The organism is Candidatus Bathyarchaeota archaeon (assembly GCA_029882535.1).
Lineage (GTDB): Archaea > Thermoproteota > Bathyarchaeia > Bathyarchaeales > SOJC01 > JAOUKM01.
Map to the genome: position 1 here is coordinate 1 of JAOUKM010000024.1, position 23,884 is coordinate 23,884.

General features: G+C 43.4%; 25 protein-coding genes and 3 tRNA genes. 17 read left to right on the top strand and 11 right to left on the bottom strand.

The features are described from left to right. The 3 genes from OEX01_06695 to OEX01_06705 all read left to right on the top strand — a co-directional run. A partial coding sequence (locus tag OEX01_06695) for a hypothetical protein (protein ID MDH5448669.1) occupies positions 1-2,330 on the top strand: 2,330 nt, incomplete at its 5' end. Positions 2,331-2,665: 335 nt separating this feature from the next. Then, the gene (locus OEX01_06700) at positions 2,666-3,619 is read left to right on the top strand and encodes a molybdopterin-dependent oxidoreductase (protein MDH5448670.1); all 954 of its coding nucleotides are present in this window, start codon (positions 2,666-2,668) and stop codon (positions 3,617-3,619) included. Positions 3,620-3,885: 266 nt separating this feature from the next. Next, the gene (locus OEX01_06705) at positions 3,886-4,809 is read left to right on the top strand and encodes a hypothetical protein (protein ID MDH5448671.1); all 924 of its coding nucleotides are present in this window, start codon (positions 3,886-3,888) and stop codon (positions 4,807-4,809) included. On the opposite strand, the gene OEX01_06710 is transcribed toward OEX01_06705, so the two are convergent. Both OEX01_06710 and OEX01_06715 read right to left on the bottom strand, forming a co-directional pair. Then, positions 4,806-5,303: a hypothetical protein gene (locus OEX01_06710; GenBank protein MDH5448672.1), complete on the bottom strand. Its 498-nt coding sequence runs from the start codon at positions 5,301-5,303 to the stop codon at positions 4,806-4,808. The genes OEX01_06705 and OEX01_06710 overlap by 4 nt on opposite strands. A gap of 24 nt (positions 5,304-5,327) precedes the next feature. Continuing rightward, positions 5,328-5,405, bottom strand: a tRNA-Gly gene (locus OEX01_06715). Between the two features lie 73 nt (positions 5,406-5,478). Between OEX01_06715 and OEX01_06720 the strand changes: the two genes are divergently transcribed. Continuing rightward, the gene (locus OEX01_06720; protein MDH5448673.1) at positions 5,479-6,213 is read left to right on the top strand and encodes an HAD family hydrolase; all 735 of its coding nucleotides are present in this window, start codon (positions 5,479-5,481) and stop codon (positions 6,211-6,213) included. Positions 6,214-6,219: 6 nt separating this feature from the next. On the opposite strand, the gene OEX01_06725 is transcribed toward OEX01_06720, so the two are convergent. After that, complete coding sequence (locus OEX01_06725) at positions 6,220-8,910, bottom strand: bifunctional acetate--CoA ligase family protein/GNAT family N-acetyltransferase (protein MDH5448674.1); 2,691 nt, start codon at positions 8,908-8,910, stop codon at positions 6,220-6,222. Between the two features lie 92 nt (positions 8,911-9,002). After that, on the bottom strand, positions 9,003-9,290 hold the full coding sequence (locus OEX01_06730) for a GYD domain-containing protein (GenBank protein ID MDH5448675.1): 288 nt from the start codon (positions 9,288-9,290) through the stop codon (positions 9,003-9,005). Positions 9,291-9,416: 126 nt separating this feature from the next. Here OEX01_06730 and OEX01_06735 point away from each other — a divergent pair, with 126 nt between their 5' ends. After that, positions 9,417-9,851, top strand: coding sequence for a hypothetical protein (locus tag OEX01_06735; GenBank protein ID MDH5448676.1), 435 nt, complete (start codon positions 9,417-9,419; stop codon positions 9,849-9,851). A 141-nt stretch (positions 9,852-9,992) separates the two neighbouring features. Here the strand turns inward: OEX01_06735 and OEX01_06740 are convergent, their stop codons facing one another. Then, a complete protein-coding gene (locus OEX01_06740) occupies positions 9,993-11,291 on the bottom strand; it encodes an MFS transporter (protein MDH5448677.1) in 1,299 nt (432 codons plus the stop codon). 103 nt (positions 11,292-11,394) lie between these two features. After that, positions 11,395-11,471, bottom strand: a tRNA-Gly gene (locus OEX01_06745). 162 nt (positions 11,472-11,633) lie between these two features. Between OEX01_06745 and OEX01_06750 the strand changes: the two genes are divergently transcribed. Then, positions 11,634-11,711, top strand: a tRNA-Ala gene (locus tag OEX01_06750). Further along, positions 11,711-11,884, top strand: a complete 174-nt coding sequence (locus tag OEX01_06755) for a hypothetical protein (GenBank protein ID MDH5448678.1) — start codon at positions 11,711-11,713, stop codon at positions 11,882-11,884. Before OEX01_06750 ends, OEX01_06755 begins: the two co-directional genes overlap by 1 nt. 114 nt (positions 11,885-11,998) lie before the next feature. Here the strand turns inward: OEX01_06755 and OEX01_06760 are convergent, their stop codons facing one another. Next, positions 11,999-13,072, bottom strand: a complete 1,074-nt coding sequence (locus tag OEX01_06760; protein ID MDH5448679.1) for a zinc-ribbon domain-containing protein — start codon at positions 13,070-13,072, stop codon at positions 11,999-12,001. 261 nt (positions 13,073-13,333) lie between these two features. Further along, positions 13,334-13,579: a hypothetical protein gene (locus OEX01_06765; protein ID MDH5448680.1), complete on the bottom strand. Its 246-nt coding sequence runs from the start codon at positions 13,577-13,579 to the stop codon at positions 13,334-13,336. 129 nt (positions 13,580-13,708) lie between these two features. Between OEX01_06765 and OEX01_06770 the strand changes: the two genes are divergently transcribed. From OEX01_06770 to OEX01_06795, 6 genes are all read left to right on the top strand, one after another. After that, positions 13,709-14,311 (top strand): helix-turn-helix domain-containing protein, encoded by a 603-nt coding sequence (locus tag OEX01_06770; GenBank protein MDH5448681.1) that lies wholly within the window; start codon positions 13,709-13,711, stop codon positions 14,309-14,311. A gap of 441 nt (positions 14,312-14,752) precedes the next feature. Further along, positions 14,753-15,538, top strand: a complete 786-nt coding sequence (locus OEX01_06775; protein ID MDH5448682.1) for a hypothetical protein — start codon at positions 14,753-14,755, stop codon at positions 15,536-15,538. 95 nt (positions 15,539-15,633) lie between these two features. Further along, positions 15,634-17,163, top strand: a complete 1,530-nt coding sequence (locus tag OEX01_06780) for an NAD(P)H-hydrate dehydratase (GenBank protein MDH5448683.1) — start codon at positions 15,634-15,636, stop codon at positions 17,161-17,163. Continuing rightward, positions 17,153-17,674 carry a DUF367 family protein gene (locus tag OEX01_06785; GenBank protein MDH5448684.1) on the top strand — a complete coding sequence of 174 codons (522 nt, stop codon included), beginning with the start codon at positions 17,153-17,155 and terminating at the stop codon, positions 17,672-17,674. The genes OEX01_06780 and OEX01_06785 overlap by 11 nt, the downstream gene beginning before the upstream one ends. Positions 17,675-17,786: 112 nt before the next feature. Further along, a complete protein-coding gene (locus OEX01_06790; GenBank protein ID MDH5448685.1) occupies positions 17,787-18,506 on the top strand; it encodes a class I SAM-dependent methyltransferase in 720 nt (239 codons plus the stop codon). A 91-nt stretch (positions 18,507-18,597) separates the two neighbouring features. Next, the gene (locus OEX01_06795) at positions 18,598-18,939 is read left to right on the top strand and encodes a cupin domain-containing protein (protein ID MDH5448686.1); all 342 of its coding nucleotides are present in this window, start codon (positions 18,598-18,600) and stop codon (positions 18,937-18,939) included. Positions 18,940-19,094: 155 nt separating this feature from the next. Here the strand turns inward: OEX01_06795 and OEX01_06800 are convergent, their stop codons facing one another. Both OEX01_06800 and OEX01_06805 read right to left on the bottom strand, forming a co-directional pair. Further along, entirely contained in the window at positions 19,095-19,532 is a 438-nt protein-coding gene (locus tag OEX01_06800; protein ID MDH5448687.1) for an NUDIX pyrophosphatase, read from the bottom strand. Between the two features lie 79 nt (positions 19,533-19,611). Beyond that, the gene (locus tag OEX01_06805; protein ID MDH5448688.1) at positions 19,612-20,139 is read right to left on the bottom strand and encodes a flavodoxin domain-containing protein; all 528 of its coding nucleotides are present in this window, start codon (positions 20,137-20,139) and stop codon (positions 19,612-19,614) included. 154 nt (positions 20,140-20,293) lie between these two features. Between OEX01_06805 and OEX01_06810 the strand changes: the two genes are divergently transcribed. From OEX01_06810 to OEX01_06820, 3 genes are all read left to right on the top strand, one after another. Then, complete coding sequence (locus OEX01_06810; protein MDH5448689.1) at positions 20,294-20,797, top strand: GNAT family N-acetyltransferase; 504 nt, start codon at positions 20,294-20,296, stop codon at positions 20,795-20,797. Positions 20,798-20,811: 14 nt separating this feature from the next. Beyond that, positions 20,812-21,303 (top strand): GNAT family N-acetyltransferase, encoded by a 492-nt coding sequence (locus OEX01_06815; protein ID MDH5448690.1) that lies wholly within the window; start codon positions 20,812-20,814, stop codon positions 21,301-21,303. Positions 21,304-21,386: 83 nt separating this feature from the next. Beyond that, on the top strand, positions 21,387-21,854 hold the full coding sequence (locus tag OEX01_06820) for a DUF3795 domain-containing protein (GenBank protein ID MDH5448691.1): 468 nt from the start codon (positions 21,387-21,389) through the stop codon (positions 21,852-21,854). Positions 21,855-22,111: 257 nt separating this feature from the next. Here OEX01_06820 and OEX01_06825 read toward each other — a convergent pair whose 3' ends face one another. Next, positions 22,112-22,450, bottom strand: coding sequence for a hypothetical protein (locus OEX01_06825; GenBank protein MDH5448692.1), 339 nt, complete (start codon positions 22,448-22,450; stop codon positions 22,112-22,114). Positions 22,451-22,597: 147 nt separating this feature from the next. On the opposite strand from OEX01_06825, the gene OEX01_06830 reads away from it, so the two are divergent. Then, positions 22,598-23,875 carry a carboxypeptidase M32 gene (locus tag OEX01_06830; GenBank protein MDH5448693.1) on the top strand — a complete coding sequence of 426 codons (1,278 nt, stop codon included), beginning with the start codon at positions 22,598-22,600 and terminating at the stop codon, positions 23,873-23,875. The last annotated feature ends 9 nt before the right edge of the window (positions 23,876-23,884 follow it).

Consider the following 23,884-nt stretch of genomic DNA (forward strand, 5'->3'; position numbering starts at 1 on the left):
TTGAGTTCCATGTTGACTGGACTAATGAGAGCTGTGAGTTCCACATCGACGAAGTCTGGCCTGGGCCACTTATGTTTCCAGATCCATACGGAGTGCCTTTCTTCTATGCGGAAGAAAAGATAACAAACATCACAGCATGTGACTGGTTTGTGATCGAAGACCCTATTCAAGCCATTCCTGAACCTTGTTCTTGGTGGGAAGTATTAGATCCAGCAGGGGATCCAACTGGTTTAGAATTCCACATTGACATATCGCCTGGCGACGGAACGTTCCACGTAGATCAAGTATCCCCTGATCCACTTAGCATACCATGGGTTCCTCCAACAATTACCATCACGGTGAGAAAGAAGATAGACATAATCCAACCTTGCGACTGGTTCAAAGTTGCTGATCCCCCTGCCTTTCTGGAGCCTTGTTCGTGGTGGAAAATAATAAACCCAGACGTAGGCGATGTTGAGTTCCACGTTGACCAAGTAATGCCTGATGGAAGCTTCCACATAGACGATGTGATAGGCGATGCGACTATGCTGCCTATACACGAAGTGACAGCTGAGAGAAAAATCGACGACATTCAACCTTGCGACTGGTTTGTCGTTGTCAATCCTCCAGGCTTTGTCCCTGAGCCTTGCTCTTTGTGGGAAATAGTGTGGCCGTCCGCATGGGCTGGAATAGTATTTCATGTAGACTCGAATGATGGAATTAGCTCTTTCCACATCGACGATACAGACGCTTCACTACCTCCTCCACAACTGCCACCATGGAATGTGACAGCAACGCCATACGAAGAACCTCCCCCGCCATGGTTTAAAAAGCCGCCATACCCCGACTATGCGCCTAGTGGGATGCCTGACTTCGACCAGAAACAGGATCTGTGGGGTCCAGGTGTCGGAATCTATACTTGGTGTGGTCCAGTGTCAGTTGCAAACTCGTTGTGGTGGTTCGACTCTAAATATGACCCAAGCAATATAGTGCCAGCATTTGGTCCTTGGGATGATCATGATCCAAAGAACGTTGACCCGCTTGTTCAAAACCTAGCTTTCTTAATGGACACTGATGGCATACGAACGCACCTTATGCACATGGGCACAAACTTCATTGACATGGAGACAGGAATCTCACAGTATCTTCAATGGCAAGGGATTAACCCGATGGGAGACGCCGACGGAGACGGAGACGTAGACGACGATGACCTACTAATAATAGCAAACGCAATGCAATCCACTCCGGGAGCCCCCAATTGGGATATGCGTGCAGACATAGTGATCGATAACGTCGTAGATATAAATGATCAAAACGTTGCCATAGCAAACTATGGTCTAGTCGGCGCATTCTATGAACACACTGAGGAATACCCAGATTTCTTGTGGATCGAAGATGAAATCTACAGATGCGAAGACGTAGTGCTCTTCCTTGAGTTCTGGCAAGAAACAGGCCCTGGCGAATGGATGCCATTATACGACAACCCCAGTTTCGAAGCAGGTCACTACGTAACCTGTGCAGGAGTAAACTCAACAACTCTTGAATTGCTTATTAGCGATCCTTACTGGGACGCAACCGAAGCAGGATTTCCTGGTGACATACCCGTATCGCATCCATATCCACACACGACTGACATCCACAACGACACTCAGTACGTTTCACACGACGCCTACCCAGTTGCACTTCGGATGGATCCACCGCCGTTGCCCTATCCGGTTCCTATGGTCTGGGAGCTTGTTAATTACTTGCAGCAGCTGGGCTACGACCCGTCATGGCACGCTTTCATAAGAGCCGCCATCGTAACCTCGCCGCTAGCTGAACCAGATATCGCGGTCACCAACCTCACACTCTGCCACGGTCAAACAGTCTGTGCACGGAACACTTCTACCTGGACTCACCACATTAACGTCACGGTCACAAACGAAGGCACAACAGCTGAAACCTTTACCCTCACCGTCTACTGGAACACAACAAATGTCATAAGCTCAACCAGCGTCTCATTAGCCTTTAGCGAGACCAAAATCGTTGAATTCCCATGGAACACCACAGGCTACCAATTATACGCAAACTACACGCTTAGCGCTTACGCCACGCCACTCCCTGACGAGACCGACCAACTGGACAACACGTATATCGGCCCCACGGTAGTCGTGTCCTTCAAGGGCGACGTTGACGCTGACGGAGATATCGACATTTATGATGTTGTAAAGATCACCGGCGTCTACATGTCTAAATTGGGCGACCCAAACTACAAGCCCAACTCAGACATAGACTGTAACGGCGTAATCGACATATACGACGTAGTGAAGTGCACAGGAAACTACAATTGGAAATATACTCCATCTCCTTAACCCTTTTTTTTTCTAGAGCAAAAATCTAACAAATACGCTATACCGTGAAATTTTAAGAGACGAATACCCCAAGAATGCGCGACTTGAACCTTACTATGTCCAACCCGCTTTGCAGAGCATTACGTCTGTGATTCAAAAATCGCGCCCCATAGAGAAACTTTTCATAAAACAAAAGAACAATCGACTTGAACAGTCTAACAATGGCATCAGGCTGTTAAAAGAGAAGCCTTAGAACAAAACCGTCGAAACCTTCATGCTTGCCAAAGAATCAAAATTTCGTGAATCCTTTTCGTTCCCTTTAAATAGTGTCTTATTTAGAAGTGAAGCGAAGAGAAATGAAGATGAAAGCTTTATTCGTTTTCTTGTCAATAGCATGCGTAGCACTGACTTTTCCCGCCTTGTCGAGAGATTATGAAATTAAGAATGATTTACAATCTGTTGGAGTTCCGGAATGGTTTGTGATAGAAGGATTAGTTGAGAATCCGCTTAACCTAACCTACGCCGAACTTCGAGATTTTCCCCTCATATCTGAAGTAACTATGCTTCAATGTGTAGGTGCAGGACAAGGCAGTATTAGCGTAACTTATAACTGGACTGGTGTGCCACTCTTCTATCTTCTAAACATGGCAAAAGTGATACCGGGTAATTACCGTGAGGTTATTTTCAATTCTACTGATGGTTTTTCAAGTAGCATTTTGTTGGAGACAGCGATTCATCCAACTACGATTTTGGCTTTGAAGGCTAATGGAACAGACTTGGAACAGATAAGCGGTTTCGGCTCTGGATATCGTGTTGTTTTGCCGTGCAGGTGGGGGTACAAATGGGTCAAGTGGGTTAAGCAAATCATCGTTGTCGATTATGACTACAAGGGAACCTATGAACAATACGGATATTCTGACGAGGCAATTCGTCCAAATTGCACTATGCCTCCAACTAATCCACCAATTCAAACCTTTAACACAACAACATCGAAGGAATACACCGTTCAAGCTTTAAGCAATTCTTCAATAGAATCTTTCAGCTTCGATCCAAATAAGCGACTAATTTTCAACATTGCTGGAACAGAAGAAACCATCGGATACTTCTACGTTTTATTTTCAAAAGAGCTTCTGACAAGCCCCTATCAAGTCTATGTGGATCAAAACCCAGTAAAGTATAGTAAAACTGATGTAAACAGCAACGTCTACCTGTATTTTACCTACACCCACAGTAACCACACAATCGAAATAGTGGGAGCACTCGGACCCGCGATAGGCTTTGGAGGCTTTGGAAGACACCTGCTAAAATAAACTGCAAGCTTCCAGTGTTTTACAGTGCAGCTATACTTCATGACAAAAATCCTTAACTTCAATTTTTAAAGATAAATGCAGATGTGGGCTCTCGCACTCAAGATCCCAATCATTTTTTAGTCAGGGGGCCAGGGTCGTCATCGCCCACCAAAACATCATTTAAGCATGCTTGCATAAAAGTCTATATCTGAAATAAGACGCGGAATACAATGTTTCACAAAATAAGAGTTGTGCCGTTAGCTGCAGAAAGCCTTGGGGTGCGATCTATGTGTACCTACGTAGAGACACCCAATATTCACATTCTCCTAGACGCCGGCGTATCACTTTGCCCCTATCGTTTTCGGCTGCCACCACATCCACAAGAATTTGAAGCTATTCTAGAGGCTAGAAGAAAAATCGCAGAGTTTGCAGAAAGAGCCGATGTGGTTACGATTAGCCATTATCACTTTGACCATCACACGCCTTCTTTTGAAGACTGGCTCTGCAACTGGACTAACGCTGAAGTTGCAAGGCAAGTTTATGAAGGTAAGCTTGTGTTAGCCAAGAATTACCGAGTTGACGTTAACGCGAGTCAACGGCGAAGAGGATGGATTTTCGAGAAAACCGAAGGTAAGCACGCAAAAAAGTTTGAATTTGCAGATAGTAAAACCTTTTCCTTCGGCGAAACACAACTGAAATTTTCTCGCCCAGTCTTCCACGGGCTACCGAATACCCCTCTTGGATGGGTGCTTATGACAACTATTGAATATGAAGATGAAAGGTTGCTGTTTGCTTCGGACGTGCAAGGACCAATGGATGACGCCACTCTGGAAATCATTCTGGCTGAGAAGCTGCAACTATTAGTTATCGGTGGTCCACCACTCTACTTGGCAGGCTTTCGTGTTGACGAGCAGCAAATACAGCTAGGCTTGAAAAACTTAGAAACACTAGCCAAAACTGTTCCAGTTGTTATTGTAGAACATCATCTTCTGCGAGATGCAGAATGGCGGGATTCGGCAAAACAAATTTTTAAATCAGCATGGAACTTGGGGAATAAAGTGGTTACTGCTGCAGAATTCTTAGGTGAGAAAGACAGACTGTTAGAGGCAAAAAGAAAACAACTATTCAAAGACGAACCGCCCAGCTCCGAATTCGAAAAATGGGCTAAACTACCCGAGTTAAAGCGGAGAAAGACGAAGCCACCTCTCTAAACTGTTTTCAGAATGTTTTCTAGCCATTTTACGTCGGCAACTGTTTCGTGCATGTTTATGGCGTGCATAAGAATTTTAAGCCTTCTTTTTTCCAGCTCCGCCATAAGTTCTGCCATGAGAATGCCTGTTTCGTCCGCAGAGTCTCCTACATCGCAGCTTGGGCTGTTTTTGATGCCGAGAACAGTGATTGCTTTGATGTCGTTTTTTGCGAATTCTCTAAGTTGGTTGGCTGTTGAGATGGCGATTTGTTTGCAATGTTTTCTGTAACTTGGCGTGTTGTATTCTTCTCTGATTTTGCTGGGGCGTTTGGCTCCTGCGTAGGTTAGTTCGGGGCAGGGCATTTGAAGAAACCCAACGTCGTATCTTCTCAAAACGTCTATAATCTCATCGATCGCTGCTGGATAATGAGCTGTGCCTAGGACTCGTGAGTTTTGATTCAAGATGCAGTGGGCAACAACGACGAGTTTTCCATGGCGTTCGTCTTGAAATTTCAACAGAAGCCTCCTTTTTTATTGTGGTGGTGCGGCCGCCGGGATTTGGACCCGGGTTAACGGCTTGGAAGGCCGACGTCCTAAACCAGGCTAGACTACGGCCGCTAAGCGACTAGTAATAGAACACTGCTTTTAAATTAAAATTTCGTGTATCTATTTTCTGCGAGGCTCATACCGAATGGCAAGGATCAAAGCGGTGATTTTCGATTTCATCGGCACGCTAGCAGAGTTGACTTGGTATTCTCTTGAAAACTCGATAGATAAGCTGTTCAGAAGTCTCGTTGCAAACGGCTACAACACCAACTGCGAAAGCTTCTTCAAAGCCTACAAAGAGGCACATGACAAATACCGTGAAATCCGCTATGGACAGCTGGTTGAAGTTACTAATGCGGTCTGGGTTTCCGAAGCCCTAAACCACCTAGGATACACCACTACGCCACAGGACGAAAGGATTAAGACCGCAGTAAACGTCTTCTTTGAAGATTATGTACACGCTTTAAAACTGCGACCCTCCACAAAATTGACGTTGCAAAAACTTTATAAAAACTACAAGCTTGGACTCGTTTCTAACTTTACTTACGCCCCAGTTATCTATGCGGCACTAAGAAAACTGAAGATTAACGGCTTTTTCAACGCTGTGATTGTTTCAGAAGCGGTTGGTTGGCGTAAACCTGATCCAAAGATTTTCCAAGAGGCTTTGGAGAGGTTGCATGTAGAATCTGATGAGGCTTTTTACGTGGGTGATACGCCGTTAGAGGATATTCAAGGCGCCACTAACGTTAGCATGAAGACAGTATTTATTCCATCCCAGTTCAACAGCTTAAGCGATATGCAAAAAGCGGCGCAGCCACCAGACTACACAGTAGAAAACCTCGGTGACATCGTCGAAATCCTCAATATGCAACAGCTATAATCGTTCTCAAAGCTCAAGCGTTGCCTTAACGACCTTTTTTATGGAGGAAAAATCAACTGCAAAGCCTTTCTTCTTGAACAGCTCTATAGAACGACTGTTATCACGCAAAATAAGCCCATAGATGCTTTCAAGGTTTTTGTCTCTGGCGATCTCAATTATGCAGTCCATCATCTTTGAACCTAAGCCGAGTCCTTGCCATGGATCACCCACAACTATTGCAACTTCAGCCGTCTTAAAGTCTGGAGGCTCCATTATCATCCGCACCACGCCAATCATTTTCCTTTCCCTGTTCATAGTCAACTCAGCGATCACAGCAATCTCTCTGTCATAGTCAATGTTCGTGTACCTAACTAGAGTTGCATGCGACCACGTCCTCATGGGACTGAAGAAACGGAAACGCTGAGTCTCGTCTGAAAATGTTTTCCACAGTTCATTCTCCAACGGCTCATCTTCAGGCCTTATCGGACGAAGCAACACGGATCTGCCGTCCTTGAGCTTCCACTGCAACTCATACTTTTTCGGGTAGGGACTTATGACCAAGTGGTCGTGAGGCAGAAATTCCTTGAAGACGAGATCGCTGTCTATGACAATGCGAGCGTCAAGGGCTACAGCATCTTCACTGTCAACCACCAACGGGTTAATGTCTACTTCTCTTATCTGTGGAAAATCTACTAGCATCTCGGAAAACTTAACCATTATTTCTTCGAGGCGCTTGGTGTTCGCAGGTGGCATGCCTCTGAAGCCCTTCAGAAGCTGATACACCTTGGTGCGCTCCATTATTCTTCGAGCCAAAGTCTGGTTAAGCGGAGGAAATCCTATGGCTCTGTCCTGAAACAATTCGACAAAGATTCCACCCATACCAAAAAGAATGACAGGGCCAAAAAGAGGGTCTCTCTTTGAACCAATTATGACTTCGTAGCCTTTCTTTATTATCATGGATTGCACTGTTACGCCTTGAATTTCTGCTGAGGGAACGGATTTTTTTACATTTTTGAGGATTTTCTGGTAGGCTTCTCTCAGTTCTACCTCATCCTTCAAGTTCAGCATCACACCGCCGACGTCTGTTTTGTGCGTTATCTGCGGCGAATAAATCTTCAAAACAGCCGGATAGCCCATCTGCGCGGCTGTTGAAGCAGCTTCATCTTCTGTCTTCGCCAGCTGGGTCTTCACGGTGGGGATGCCATAAGCTTCCAGAAATGCTTTGGCTTCTGTCTCGGTGAGAATCTCACGGCTTTCTTTCGCCACTTTCTGCATTACACCCATTAAAGGCTGCTTAGATGAGAGAAGTTCAATTGGCAGTTCCTCGGGAGTCTCGTAGAGGTGTGCCAAGTTGCGTGTGTACTGATACATGAACATGTAAGTATTAACAGCTCGCTCGGGAGTCGAGTATGTGGGGAGCCTGTTGCGGTTAAGGATTTCGTTGGCTTCTTCTACATCTTCCTCCCCCATCCAAGACGTCAAAATAGTTTTAGTAGCGCCTCTGCAGGCTTCCACTACTGCCATAGCTGTGTCTGCTGGGTTTGTGATTCCTTGAGGGGTGAATATTATTAGAAGACCGTCAATGTTTTCGTCTTGGCGGCATATCTTTATGACTTCGGCGTATCTTTCAGGTGTGGCGTCTCCCAGAATGTCAATAGGGTTTCCTCTGCTCCAGTAGTGGGGAAGAATTTGATTCAATGCTTGTATGGTATCTGGGCTAAGCTGTGCCAGTTTTCCGCCTCGAGCGATTACGGCGTCGGTTGCCATGACGCCTGGACCACCAGCATTAGTGATTATCGCAAGGTTAGATCCCTTTGGGTGAGGTTGCATTCCTAGAACTTCGGAGCAGTTGAAGAGATCTTCGATTTCTTCGACTCTGATTATGCCGGCTCTTCGGAATGCGGCGTCATATACTTCGTCTTCGCCTGTTAAGGCTCCTGTGTGGCTTGTTGCTGCTTTGGCGCTTTCGCTGAACTTTCCGGCTTTTACGACGATTATGGGTTTGGTTCGGGCGAAGTGGCGGGCGGCGCTCATGAATTTTCGGGCGTTGGTTAGTCCTTCGATGTACATGATTATGCTTTTTGTTCGTGGGTCGGTGCCGAAGTAGTCAATTAAGTAGCCGTAGTCTACATCTATCATTGAGCCTATTGAGACGAAGTTGCTGAAGCCTATGTTTTCGCTGTTTGCCCAGTCTAAAATTGCGGTACATAGGGCGCCGCTTTGGGAGATGAAGGCTATGTTGCCTGGCAGCGCCATCTTAGCTGCGAAGCTGGCGTTTAGCTTGTTGTGGGGGCGAATTACACCTAAGCAGTTTGGTCCTATGATTCTCATGTTGTATTTTTTCTTTATTTCTAGAATTTCGTCTTCTAGGGCTTTTCCTTCGGCGCCTATCTCTTTAAACCCTGCAGAGATGATTATGATGCCTTGTATTCCTGCCTTGCCGCATTGTTCCACTATGTCTGGGACGATTCTGGCGGGTGTTGCGATTATCGCCAAGTCTACTTGTCTGGGGAGGTTCTCTACGTTTGGGTAGGTTTGTATGCCTTGCACACTTTGTTTTTTTGGGTTTACGGGGTAGACAACTCCTCGGTATCCGACGCCTATAAGATTGCGTAAAAGTCTATAGCCGACTGATCCTTCTTCGTCGCTTGCGCCAATTACGGCTATGCTGTCAGGGTTGAAAATTTTGTCTAGGGTTTGGAGGCTCAGTTTGTGCATGCTCCTTTGTAAGAGTGATGAGTAAGGCTATGTCTTTGGTTGCGAATTAGTTTTTTGGAAAATAAAAAGGAGGGTTTTTTGAGTTGCGAGAGCTATTTCTTTATGGATGCGATGAATTCGTCTATGGGGATGGCTGGCATGGTTGTTATTTGTATAGTTCCTCGGGAGCCTAGTTCAATGGAAACTTTAGCGACTGTTTTGTTGTCTGGAGCCTCAACAATATTGACAAAGTCGTAGTTGCCCAAAGTTGCGTATTGCGAAAGCACTTTGACGCCGAATGCTTCGAGTTCTCTGTTAACTTCTTTTATCCTTTCAGGTCTAGTTTTGATGGTTTCCCAGCCTTCATCGGTGAGTTTTGATAGTAGAATATAGTATGGCATACAGTTTCTTTCTCCTGCAACTCTATTTTGCGGTTTGCGAATTTGTGCTTTTTGGGCAAAAATATGGTCCGTAGGCCTTGCCAAAGAAGCACTTGCTTAAATACAATTGTTTCATGATAAAGTGTTATGAGAATTAATGTGATAGAGTTCAGCAAGCTTGAGGAGGAACTTGCGAAGACACTTAAGTCTCCGTTGGATTATTTGGCTCCTGAAATCGGAAGTATCTATGTTGTTGCTATTACTCGAGATGGATGTCCGGCGTGTGCAAAGCAGAAGCCAAAACTAGAAAAATTAGCGAAGACCATGGCAGAGAAGCATGAAGATAAAGTGGTATTCACTCGAATACATATCAAATATCTTCACGGTTCACGGGAAGAATCATTACGCAGCAAAGACACATTCGGTCATTATTTCTACCCTACTAATTTAATTCTGCTGAGGACGATAGACCGAGGTGTAATAGAGTATTACAGAAACGCTGCGCCAGATATTAATGAGCTTGAAAAGAATATCGAAAGTGCTCTTGAAGTGGCTACAATGTTCGAGAAAGAGATGGCTTAATTGGTGAGCGCATGCTAATCATTAGGGAAATGAAGATAACTGATGTTAAAGACGCTTCTTTGCTTTCCAAGCCGAGAAACTTGAGGCTAACGCTTGAGCGAATTTAAAACTCTTTTCAAATGTAATTGTCCAAAGTAAGAACTAGGCTTCTCTCTCCTCAGGCTTAGGCTCATGCACGTAGAAGGTTGCTAGGAGAATTGATGGAACTATCAACAGGGACATTAGGAGGAATGGAAATTGTGGGGACACGTTATCATACAAAAGTCCACCCACTATTCCCCCAATAGCCATGAATATGTAAGTGAAAAAGTTCATCGATCCAGTGACTTTTCCACGCTGTGCTTGAGGAACAAGGTCAGCAAACAATGTTTGATAAGAGGAAAAGCCTAGGAGCTGTGCGAATCCAATAAGGGGCATTGCTATGAAGAGAATTAAGTAATTGCCATAAATAAAAAGCAGTATAGCGGGAATCAAAGAGATACTGGACATGATTAACGGGATTTTTCTGCCAGCTTTGTCAAGTAGCTTTCCAACTGGAAAAGACAAAATTATCATGGCTATGAACAAGGCAATCATAACGTATCCCCATTGAATACGTGCGAGTTGGAGAGCTGGGTCGTTCTCTGGGGCATAAACACTTGGTTGAGGTGTTCCTCCTATTTGAAGTTCATAGAAGGCATAAACCAAAAGGAGTCCGCCTGTCATGGCGAATGATGATCTTACAATGATTGTGGAGAAGAATAGAAAAAGCGTTGAACGTGGTACAACTTTCCAGACATTTATTCCCTCCTTCAAAGCTTTAGGATAAGATAGCAGTGCTTCTTTCGGGCCGAGTTTGTCTGCACTTTTCATGCTTTCTCTGAGCTTCAACCGTATTGTTGCCGCTGCCAGAAAGAAGAATACAACAATTGTATACGCTATCCTCATACCCGTTTCAGAACCAAACGTGGAAACCAATAGTAAAGCTACAATTGGCGCTGGAGTTGTTGAGACACTTATTATTAGATTCAATATTGAAAATCCCATCCCTCGCTTTTCAGGCGGCAATGAGTCTGCCATCATAGCGATCAATGCCGGTTGGTAAAGTAAGCAAAAGTTCTGTATTGCCGCTCCAATTAAGATGAAGTGCCAGCTCGGAGCAGCCGCATAAAAAACATATGACAAGGCTACGCCGAATGTTAAGGTTGAAACGAGCCATCGCCTTCCATATTTGTCTGCTAAATATCCTCCTGGAAATTGAACTGAAGCCAAAGACAGCATTGAGACTAGCGTGATTAATCCTATGATTGTGGCGCTTCCTCCAAGTTGTATGACGTAGTCCGAATAGTATGTTCCAGGTAATTCTCCAGCAAAATCCATCAGAATCCAGCTTAGAATAAGTATCAAGTAGTTTCCCTTGAAAAAGGAGAACTGTTCCTTGAGTTTCTCTATGAATTCCATCTAATCTGTTTCCTGGATTGTGTTAAGGCTCTGTATAGAACTAGAGGATAGATATAAGGCGTTCGTGATTGTTTGGAAACTGGTGCCAAGTCTGTGTTTGCTTTGGTGCGGCCGCCGAGATTTGAACCCGGGTCGCCGGCTTGGGAGGCCAGTGTCCTAACCAAACTAGACTACGGCCGCACACAAACCACTTTCATACAAACAACAAAAATAAAACCTTCCATCCCCAAAACCACACACATATTTGGAGCCTAATAGAACAGTCTAGTCTAAGCGTCACACGCATACAAACTCAAAACCCTTAAATCAAAAACCCAAACGTTAGAGCTAAATGGAAAAGCTGGGCCGGTAGATCAGCCTGGTATGATCGCCGCCTTCGCAAGGCGGAAGCCGCGGGTTCAAATCCCGCCCGGTCCACCATGCGTGAACCCAGTCTAAGTTCCGTGAAAGAAGGGATTTTCAGAACTATTCGGGATTTAAAGAAGAAAGGCTATGCAGAGTCAACCTATCACATCGTGCCAAAGAAGCTCTTGGGAAAACCAAACTTCGAAGATAATGCAGGTTGTCAAGAACTTGCATGGAGAATTGGTTAGCCAGGGAAAAACTAGCTATGGGCGGGTGCCAAAAAAAGAAACAGTGGAACTGTAAATTGCAGAACTAAATGAAGACTCGTAAGTCTGACATTAACTGGCTCTAGATTTATGGGCTTATGGGGTATACTTTGCGTCTATGTCAATTCCGCCTGTAGTAGTTTTGAGAGTTACATCGAAATTGTAGCTAGCAGGATAGTTGCTTGACTGTAAGGAAATTTCTGTGCCAGAAAATCCGACTTGCCTGTCGACATCTATTCCTCCTGTTGTAACACTGGACTCAATCTTGGCTCCAATATCACCCTTGATATCTACCGCAAAGTCAACCCCACCAGTTATAGCTTCAGCCTTCAACGTTATGTTCCCAAGAAGGTTCCCATGTTGCTTGACGTTCATCTCAACTCCGCCCGTCACAGTTGTCCCATTAACCTCAATATCGTTTACAACAATTACGTTGTTCCAAGACAATTTTACACCTCCGGTTGTAGTCTTAAGAGAGACGTCGCCAGCGACAATGGCGGGTCCAACTAAATTAGCTTCAACGCCCCCTGTGGTCGCTTCGAGGCTTAATGAATTGAGAACCACTCCGGTCTCTTGAGTGCCTAAGACGACTCCTCCAATGCTTGTTTTAATATTTAGACTTGTGTTCATAGAAGGATCGATGCGTATAAGGAAAGTGACATTTAGCGAAGAATACCATGGCCAATGAACATTGTCAACTTCCTGTTTCACTGTCACTGCGAGAACATCGCCTACGGTTGTGTTTTGCCAGACTGGCATATAACGTTCCAAGAAATCTGATGAGCCAAAGACCCCAACTCTTGCGGTTGCCGACACATTGAGGATGATCGAAGGTGACTGCCACTCGTCTGAGAGATTTTCGAAGACAATGTCAACGCGGGCTACATCTGCCGTTAGGTTGAGGTTTAGCGTGTTTACGTCTGATTTGTATGGGGCTGACATTCGTTTTGTAACGGGTCCTACTGTACGAACGGGCGCTAGGGCGATGGTGGTGATAACGACTGCAGCCACTATAAGGGCGATCAAAATAATGGCTAGGGTATTTATCGGCCTTATCCCTTTTCTTCTTCTTTCAGGCTCGGTCATTAGTGAACCAACGGCTGTTCCACAGTTTGGACAAAATTTTGCGTCCTTTTCTAATTCGGCTCCACATTTCGCACAATAGGGCATCCTTCCACCTGCTAGAAGAACGGTATTGCAACCGAGAGTATAAAAGTGATTCCAAAAGTGAAAAGAACACATATGCAGGTTGCATATACCGTGGAGAGTAGAAGATGAAGCCGTGATTAGCTGCTTTTTCTGCTTCTGTGAAATATATGCATTATGCATACGATTTCCAATAGCATAAGAAGTCTACGTATCCAAAAAGGACTAATCAGAAACTCGTGCGCCCAGAAAAAAGGGGGAGGAGAGTTGTTGTTTCAAGCTCAGCTAACGGATTGTGTATCGGCGTGCGTACTCGATAGCCATTGATCGCCTCATTTCAACCTGTAGTTTGTAAGCCTCAATAGCTTTTCTTTCTTTATTGCCGAGTGTAAGAAGAGGACTGTGAGGTGTGTTAAAGGTTGAGGAGTTTTGGTTAAGTGTGCTTAAAGCCCTTGAGAGGCGAGTTGGCTTCATTTCGCTTTCAGGAGAGCAGCATCCATGTTTGGTTTTTGCTTCAGTTTCACTTTGCATATCAAACATCTCTTTATTACTTAAACCCTCGTTTACATATTAATACAGGATTCTCTTATAAAGTTTACGCTTTAATAAGCAAAAGATTTTTATACTTATTTAAGCTTTAGCTTTATTAGGTAAGGCTAGATGAAAGCGTTTAAAGTGATAAAAGATCCTAAAGCGTTCCGACTTTTGGCTGATGAAACTAGGAGAAAAATTGTGTACTTGCTGCGAGTGAAAGAGATGAATGTGAGCCGGTTGGCAGCTGAACTAAACCTCTCTCCACAAGCGGTTTACCACCATGTTAAGAAGCTCTTTAAGGGAGGACTTGTTGAAGTTACTCGTGAAGAACGTTGTGGTCACCTCATCGAGAGTTATTACAGAGCAACCGCAGAAATGTTCTCCTTTAGCCACGGAAAAGCAACAGCACATAGCTTACACAACAAGCAGCTTGTAAAAGAGCAAATGATGACAGCTCTAAAAGCCTTGAAGAAAGCTGGTTTCAACCTTAAATACGATGCAAAAAAGATCTCCCAATTAGTTGACGCTCAAAGTGAACTTGAAGAGGGAGGCAAAGACATGAGCAAACTTGAAAGCGAAATCTACGAAATGAACGATTTAGATCTTCTAGCTAGAAAGACAGTAGTAAGTCTTGCCAAAAATCTCATGATGTCAGAAGAAGAATTCAACAAAGAACATGAAAAAAGAAAGAAGTTCAGGGAATTACTTATCTCGCTTGCTAAGAAATAGAATGTTGGAATATGCGTAGTGAACATCTTCTAAGAATCAGAAGGTAGAGTAATGAACACGCAAGATGAAAACACGCTGAAAGGGAAGGTTTGGAAACCGAAGGTGTCCAACTGGGTTCAAATCCAGGCAGGTTCACTGGTTGAGCTCAGAAAACACACAGACTGAATTATAAAATCCTACTGCTTATCTTTTCGCGCGCACACTATCAATGGCTGAGCAATACACTCCTATAAAAAATTACGTTTTTAAATAGAAGAAAAACTCAAGAAAGAACATTTTCGAGAGGTACAGTTTAGAGATGACTACTGAATGGCATTTTTCCTCTAAAACTTAAACACATACGTATTCTGATGCGGAACTTAGCCTATTTGAGCTATTGATTCACGTTTCATAATGGTTTTGTTCCACCCCCCTATCCATTAATGCTGTGAGGTATACAAATTGGGAAAGACAGCGCTAGCAGCTCCCCTATACATTTCAGTTTCATGGAGCCTAATCATCAGCTACCAGTTATTCACCCAAAACGCAGTCTACTCTATTATCCACTTTCTAAACAGTTTCTGGCCTCAAACAGCCGAATTTCTTGTCTCCCGTATCGACACAATTGCTTTTATACACGCCTTCGCATGGATTTTTGTCCTATCGTCAGTGATACCCTCAATTATCCTTGGGAAAGGAAGAAGCGTTCTCCTTCAGTTTTTTCTTTGTTTAACTGTAGCGTTTGTCGCTGTATCGGTTGAAGACATGTTGACACTTATGATCGGAACAGAGCCAACTACCCAAATGCAAGTTTTGTCCATCTGGTTCCACAATCCCCTAGTTGCAGGACTCTATTTATCTGCCCCCTACCTTTCCATGCTTTACCTCGACATCCAATCAAGAAGAAAAAGCGAGAAAGAAGAAGAACCTCAAGAAACAAAAGCCGCTATCGAAGAAGAAATCGCTGCAGCCGAGCAAAAGGAAAGCTACAGTGTAACAAGTGACGAAACAAATAACGCAGATAAAGTAACCTCATTCTTTAGAGACAGGAGCAAAAGAAAAGTCAGCTTTCTTTATGGAATTGCAGCAATATGCTTTGCACTGGCATTAGTTACTTTTTGGTTTGACAAAGTTATTCTATCCACAATATTGACCCAGTCATACAAGCTGCTCTACGTAACAATATTCACATGTTTAGGCGTGATCTTAGCAGTTTTGGGTCACTACACAACTGGTGTATTAAAATAAACAGCAACATGACACACGTGCCTTCAAAAAAGCCTGAATTCCATTAATTATCTATTTAAAAGAGGCACTTCGCATAGTAGTCAAATGTGGAAAACATGGAAGTTGAGGTTATAACTAGTCGAGAAATGCGTGCTCTTGAAGTAAACGCCGAATATTTCGGTGTATCACGTTTACAGCTCATGGAAAACGCTGGTCGCAATATTGCATCTGAAATCTCCACTCGATTTCAATCTAAAAAGACACATGTTGCAGTTTTCTGCGGCTTAGGTGGAAACGGAGGTGACGGCTTTGTTGCAACACGTCATCTCCTCTCTTTAGGGTATCCGGTAGAAGTTGTAGTGGCAGGTAAAATTGCAGATACTAGGCATGAGGCGACGGTGAAGAACCTTTTTGCCTTACAGTCTTTGAGGGGCTCTATAAGGGTGCATGAAGTCACCGACTCGTCCCAAGTCCCCGACGTTAAAGCAGACGTTGTTGTTGACGCTTTGCTAGGCATCGGATTAAAAGGAGTCCCACGGCAACCAGTTTTGCAGCTGATTAAGTCAATAAATGAAATGAAAGCTTTTCGTTTGGCTGCTGACGCTCCGACCGGTCTAGATTCGGACTCAGGCGAGGTGTTGGGTGAGGCGGTTAAAGCCAATTTAACGGTTACATTCCACAAAGCGAAGCCAGGACTGCTCAAAGCAAGTGAGTACGTGGGTGAACTGGTGGTAAAAGATATTGGACTGCCCAAAACTTTTGAAAAGTTTGCAGGGCCGGGTGATGTCGGTCTTGTAGTTAAACGTCGCCCTGTTGAATCGCACAAAGGAGATTTTGGCAAGCTACTAGTTGTGGGTGGAAGCGAAACCTATTCTGGCGCCCCAGTTCTTGTTGCTCTTGCAGCCCTTCGCACCGGCGTAGACTTGGCTTATATTGCTGCTCCTGAAAAGACCGCCTACGCCATCTCTTCCACGACGCCGAACTTGATTACAATCAAACTTAAAGGCACACACCTTAACCCAGACAACATTTCTAAAATCAAACAGTATCTGGGAAGGGTGACAGCAGTGGTTATAGGGCCAGGCCTTGGGCTTCACGCAGAAACTAAGAAGGTTGTTGGGGAAATTGTGGCCGCTGCAGAGGAGGCGAGAACGCCGTTGCTTTTAGACGCTGATGGACTGAAAGCTTTCGCAGAGTTCAAGCGTCCGCTGCAGGTTCCGCTGGTTTTAACGCCTCACTCAGGGGAATACTCCATTTTAACGGGTAAAGAACTGCCTTCCATACTGGAAGAAAAAGCTGAGAAGGTGAAGAAAACTGCTGCGAAACTTGGTGCGGTGGTCTTGTTGAAGGGGAACATTGACATTATTTCGGATGGGAAAGGGGTGAAGTTGAACTTTACAGGTAATCCTAGTATGACTGTGGGTGGAACTGGTGACGTGCTTTCTGGAGTCATCGGTGCGTTTTTGGCTCAGCAGGTTGACCCATTTGAGGCTGCGGTGGCTGGTGCTTTCATTAATGGTGCCACGGGCGACTTTGTCATGGGTGAAAAAGGTTATCACATGGTGGCTACGGATTTGCTTGATTGGATTCCAAAGGTTATAGACGACCCGATGTCGCATTTGAAGGTGCGAAGCAGTGCACCGTAAAGGCGTTAGAATAGTTGTTTATCATGCTAAGCAGTGTGATCCGCGGAAATGTTCGGCGCTCAAGCTGAAACGCCATAATCTTGTTTTGGTCGTCCATCAGACACGAGAGTTACCTAGAGGAGCGGCGATTCTGAATCCGTTTTCCAAGAGGGCGTTTTCTCCAAGTGACCGTCAACGAATTGAAAGGAAGGGGCTTGTGGCTTTGGATTTGAGCTGGAAGCATGCTGATGACGTTGCGAAGTTTCTTAGCCTTCGTGGGGCGTCACGGTGCCTGCCGTACTTGATTGCTGCAAATCCTGTTAATTATGGGAAACCAACTAAGCTTAGCACCGTTGAAGCATTAGCCGCAGCACTTTTCATTGCAAGCTTTAGGGAGAAAGCGGAGAAGCTGCTTTCGGTTTTTAAGTGGGGGCATACGTTCATCAGTCTCAATGAAGAGCTGTTGGAAACCTACGCGCAAGCTCGCGATAGTGCGGAAGTTATTGAGCTACAGAAACAGTTTATGTACTAGCGTCTAAGGAAGTTGGAAATGCCTAGTTTTTAGTTAACTGAAGTTTCTTCCATAAGTCATAAAAACTGAAGCACGACATTTTATTTGACCTAGGTACAAGAAGGGGTCTCTGGTGAGTGAGAAAGAGAAGGTCACCCAACTACTACTGCAAGTAGAGTTGAACATTGAGGCAGGAAATCGGAAGGAAGCAGAAAAGGGTTTATTTCAAGCCTTGAGGATAGCAGAGAAGATTCATGATGAAATGCTGGCAAGCAAAGTCTTGAGTCTGTTAAGGAAGATTGGACTATTTCTGGTTAACACTCAATATATTGAGCTTAGTCCCTTGGAGACTGAGGGCTTCATCTTAGACATTGGAGGTGGAGGAGAAGGGATAATTGGTGAGTTGAATGGTAGGCAAGTGATTGCTATAGATACAAGCGAAAGGGAACTAGCAGAAACTCATAATGAAGCTTTGAAGGTTGTGATGGATGCAACAGACTTGAGATTCCTTCCAAAATCCTTTGATGTTTGTACAGCTTTCTTCTCTCTAATGTATATCCCAAAGAGCAAACATTCAACGGTCTTTAGAGAAACCCATAGAGTTCTAAGAGATAATGGAAGATTCCTTGTATGGGATGTCAGAATCCCAATGGCAGAAGAAGAATGCAACCAGTTCATTGCTCCTTTGAAAATCCAATTGCCTAACGAAGTAGTAGAAACTGGATATGGAGTTAAATGGCAGGTTCAGGATATCGAGTACTTCAAGCAACTGGTACAACAGACAAAGTTCAGAGTCTTGAATGAATGGAGTAAAGGTGAGATATTCCATCTAGAAATGCGGAAAGAAACATAAATTACATGTTAAACTCTGCAGTTTTTCCACAAGTCATAAAACTCAGTTTGCTTTCTTTAGCTGAGTAGAGTTTGAACATGGAGTTGATATATTGAGACATGATTTTCCTAATATCATAACTAGCATGCCAGAGGCTGACATAAAATTTGATGGTGTCAAAGGGTGGATAGCTCAAGGTGATAATCACCAAATAGTATTCCTAGAAATTAAGTCATCAGCAGAAGTTTCAGAGCACAGCCATAATGCTCAGTGGGGGATTGTTGTGGAGGGAGAGATGGAACTAACCATCGAGGGTAAAACCAAGGTCTATGGAAAGGGTGATGAATACTTCATTCCATCTCAAGCAAAACATTCTGCAAAGTTCCTAACCAGATGTAGAATAATTGACTTCTTCAGTGAAAAAGCAAGATTCAAACCTAAACCAGTTTCTTGAAAGATCAGATTCTTATTGTCGTTTGCTCAGACAGCTTTTCTCAACAGGAAAGGCTAGGCTAGATGTGCAAAAAGTTGATTACAATTTACCTTGGATATTTGGACTTAGGTCAATGCCTATTTCAGAGGTCATAAGATTAGAAGAATGAGATCTGCTCAGTTCTGTTCATTAAGAATTTCATCTAGTTTTTTTAATGCTTCTTTGTTTCCCTTCCATTTCAACAACTTGAGAGCTTCCTTGAAACCACACCATCTATATTCAGAATGTTCTCTACTGATTACAATCTTCTCGTTTGAAGAAACCTCTACACCGAATACATATTCTTTAAACAGATGTTGGCAACCTTCTCGTTTGAAGAAATCCCAAAACTCGTGATAGTGAATATCTTTCATAATTCTTACAATGTTCTTAATCCCAGTTTCTTCTCTCACTTCTCTTTCTAAAGCTTCCACTCTGGTTTCCCCTTCCTCCAACCCTCCAGTCACAGGTTGCCAGAATCCTCCTACATCTGGAATTCTCTTAAAAAGCAGATACTGTATTTCCTCGTTAATCTTTCTAAACAAGATCCCTTGAACTTGAATAGGCAATCTCATAATAGAAAAGAAGAATTAAAGAAGAATATATTAAACTTCTCTAGCCCCATAGGCTTCCACAAATCATGAAGCTGAAGATCTAATCAAGCTGTGATAATATATCTCTGGCAAATTCTCTTGCTTTATGCAAGTCTTCAGTTGTTGGATGGTTCATCACTTCCTCAAAATATCCTTCCCACTCAGCAGCAGATGTGATTATCTCTCTCTTTATGAATTCTTGTATTGGAGGAGAGGGTGCACCTTGGCAATTGTAATAACCCTTGAAGTCAATTCTCTTTTCTTTGCTTGTTTCTTGAAAAGATAATATGCACTTAGATGCCCATCTATTGAAACCTCCTGAGGAGGTTGCATGAGTAAAGAATCCTGCAAGCTTAAACTTAGGTGAATGTGGAATAGCATTCAAGATTCTTTTTACCGGAGCAGCCAAGTCCGTAGAATGACAAGCAGAACCCAAAAAAACTAGATCATAATTGTTTAAAGCATCAGCTGTGACATCCTCAATCTTTTCCAGATAGGCTTCATGATCTTTTGAAGCCTCTTCAGAAATAGCTCTAGCAACCTTCTCAGTATTGCCAGTTTCACTATAATAAGCAACCAACACTTTCATTTGAACAACTCCTAACTCTTACTTTCAAACAATTCCCATTGCTACTACTCTGACATAAAGACTTGCTAAGTTTCTTAAGAGTTTCTTCCACAAGTCATAAAACTCAAAGATAAGACCTACTTGATGGTGTTGATATTTGCTTGAAGGCAATAATGTGAATCTGAGAAAGGCTGGGAAAGATGATGTTTCCTTAGTTGTGGAATGGTGGTGTAATCCACAATACATGGGTAATTTCCAAGATATAATGACGATTTCCAAAGCAAAAATGGAAAAAGTCATGCTTGAAGACACAATCTTCTTCATCATTGAGAAGAAGGATGGGACAAAGATTGGACACATTGGTTGCTTCATGGGTGGTAGAACAAGTTTGGAAATAGGTTATGCCTTAGTTCCAAGTGAAAGAGGAAAAAGCTATGGAACAGAAGCTATCCAGATGATAGTGGATTATCTATTCCTCAAGAAGGATTCTGTTAGAATTCAAGCACCAGCAGCAACTGAAAACATAGCTTCTCAAAAGGCATTAGAGAAAGCTGGCTTTTCAAGGGAAGGATTAATGAGGAAATCAGGATACGCTAAAGGAGAGTACATAGACCAGTACCTCTACAGCATTCTCAGGGAGGAATGGAAGGAACCTAAGATATTACCGAAATTACAGTGATAGTGAGATAAACCATGAGATTTGTAGTGGGTTGTGATTTGGAGGAGTTCAAGGGGTATTGGAGAAGAAATGGGTATGATGGAGACCTTAAGCACTTGCTGAATACAGTCATTAGGGATCCATCTCAGCTTATTGTTTGGAGAGAGAATGGAAAAATTGTAGGTCATGGAGTCTGGCATGAGACTAATACTGAGGAACATAGAGAAGGGGATCCTAGGAATAAAGAAGATAGAGAAGTGTTAGAAAAGCTTCTTGGTGGTAAGAAGGATTTTGTTGAGCTTCACGAAATCTGGCTTATGAAAGAATACAGAGGAAAAGGCTATGGTAAGAGATTTTTCGATTTCTTTGAACAATATGTTAAGGACAGAGGCTATGACTTAGTTGTGTATTATGCAGATCATCCTGCTGCCGTAGCCATATGCAGAAAGAGAGGATACAAAGAAGACTATGTGAAAAGCATGGGAGAATGTGTCTTCTACTGCCCACTAATAGAATTGCATGTTTAGACAATGTTTCCGTGATTTATAGTTCCTTCCGCAAGTCATAAAACACCAAATCGAATATTTTAGGCTAGTATGAGGATTCTTGAATGGTAAGTTATGCTTTGGTTGGGAGATGTGGGCTCTATTGTGGCTCTTGCATGATTTATAGAGCATACAAAGAGTCTGGGAAGTTAAGGAAACTCATTGCTGAAAGAGCAAATTGTAGACCGGAAGATATTAGATGTGAAGGTTGTCAAACAGTCTTAACTGAAGGGTGGGATGTTGAAGGTCAACAGTGGGGCAAAAACTGCAAGATAGTCAGATGCCTTGAAGCGAAGGGATTGAAATTCTGTTATGAATGTGGAACCTTTACAGACTGTGATAAATTCAGAGAAATCTATGACTCAGAACTGAGACATGGTGAGAACCTGATCGAAAATTTAAAGAGAATTAAGGTAGGTGAAGTTAAGGAATGGCTCGAAGAAGAGGAGAAGAAATGGGTATGCCAGAAGTGTGGAAACCCAATATCTGATTATGAAGAATGCCATTGGTGTGGAGCAAAACTGCGTAGATAAAAGAATCACCAGTTTAAGCGATCTTCACTTGTTAAGATTGAAGTTTCTTCGATAAGTCATAAAAACTGAAGCATAAGACGTATGTTGGGATTTTTTAGTAATGTTTTTTAATGAGAATTCAAAGGTATGCTGCAAAAGTGGAGGTCAAAATATGGCTAAGAGAAGTAAGAAAGAGAAAGCTGCAGGTAGGGAGCAACATAGACAATTGCAAAGGGTTAAGAAGATGAAAAGGAAACAAAAAAAGAATATTGGGCTTCCTAGAAGACATAACAAAGGGAAAAAATAGTTTTTGCATTTCCTAAGAACATTGAAAACTTTATTGTTAGAGGTAGTATGCAGTTCAGAAGGGCTGGTGTGCTGGTCGTAACCCGACTTCTAGCCTTAGTAATTCCTTCTACCTTTGTCATTGTTTCACCATCTTTTGACACACTGACGATTTGGTGTCTGTCGCTCTGAGGGTTTCCTATAGTTGGGTTCATTCTTTTGACCACTCTTGCATTTAGGTAGGCTGTTCCTTCTAGAGGTGCTGCGTCTTCGCCTTCGCAGGTGGTTGCCTTTGGCTCAGAGCCCTGTGGAGTTGTGTCGTTCGCTTGCATTTGAGGTGAGGCTGTCCTTCGCTGGTCAGAGGACAGCCAGCGGTTGGTGGTCGTCGGCGACGAGGCATTAAAGTTTTCGGGGGGATTCCTTTCAAGAGAAAGTGGGAACGGCTCCGAAAAGTTTAAGCCGAGGAGCGCGCGCCCGCATTGGACGTAAGCTATTTATTCATGAAGGAAGCTATCGAATTGATTAACATGTCAAAAACCATAGAGGCTCTTGAATCTGATTATGGAAAGCTGATGGGTCTTACTAAAGAGATTATCACCCTTGGTTCAGCTGCAAGCATCATCTATTGGGACATGGAGACTATGATGCCTCCGAAAGGAGTGAATCTTCGCAGTCAACAGCTAGGTGTTCTCAGGCAGATGATGCATCGGTTGAGCACGAAACCTGAGATAGGAACCCTACTTTCAAACATTGAGAACCATCCTGACTTTGAAAGTATGGATGAGTTGCAGAAGAGGAATATGTATCTTATCAGAAAACATTACGATGAACAAACGAAGCTCCCTGAGAAGCTTGTTGCTGATATAGCAAAACAGGAAGCCATAGGAGTAGATGTGTGGAAGAAAGCGAAAGCTGCTAAAGACTTCTCTCTCTTCAAGCCTGAACTTGAAAAGACCCTTGAACTGAAAAGGCAGGCAGCAGAAATCCTCATGGAAGTCAAAGGCACAAAAACCCCCTATGACGCCTTAATTGACATCTATGAGCCAAAGATGGCAGCTGATTCCATATCAACAATCTTCTCGGGGTTGAGAGATGGGTTAGTGGAAATACTACAGAAATGCCAGAACGCACCTAACCAACCCAACCCAGAAGTTCTCAAAAGAAAAGTCTCCATTACAGATCAACGAAAGATTTCCAAAGAACTCGCCGCATTCATCGGATACGACATCACGTCCAAAGAAGCAGGCGGCAGAATCGACGAGGTGGAGCACCCCTTTTCTACTGGTTACTACGACGATGTACGCATAACAACACATTATTATGAGACCAATATGGCTTCTTCACTGTTTTCTGTGCTGCACGAAGGTGGTCACGCGATCTATGAACAAAATCTCAAGCAAGAGTGGATGTTTCAACCCGTAGGCAGTTCTGCGTCTCTAGGGTTCCATGAATCACAATCTCGTTTCGTGGAGAACATAATCGGTAGATCGCGTGAATTCTGGGCATATTTCTATCCCAAACTGAATGAGCTTATAGGAAATGCTTTTTCCGACTTAAGCTTGGATGACTTTGTCCGAGCCATCAACCATGTCAGACCTTCAAAGATTCGAGTTGAAGCAGACGAAGTGACTTACTGTCTACACATAATCATACGTTTCGAGATTGAACAAGACCTAGTTCCCAACAGAATCATGGTTAAGGATCTCCCAGAAATCTGGAACCAGAAGTACAAGGACTATCTAGGTTTAGACATCTAGAATGACTCT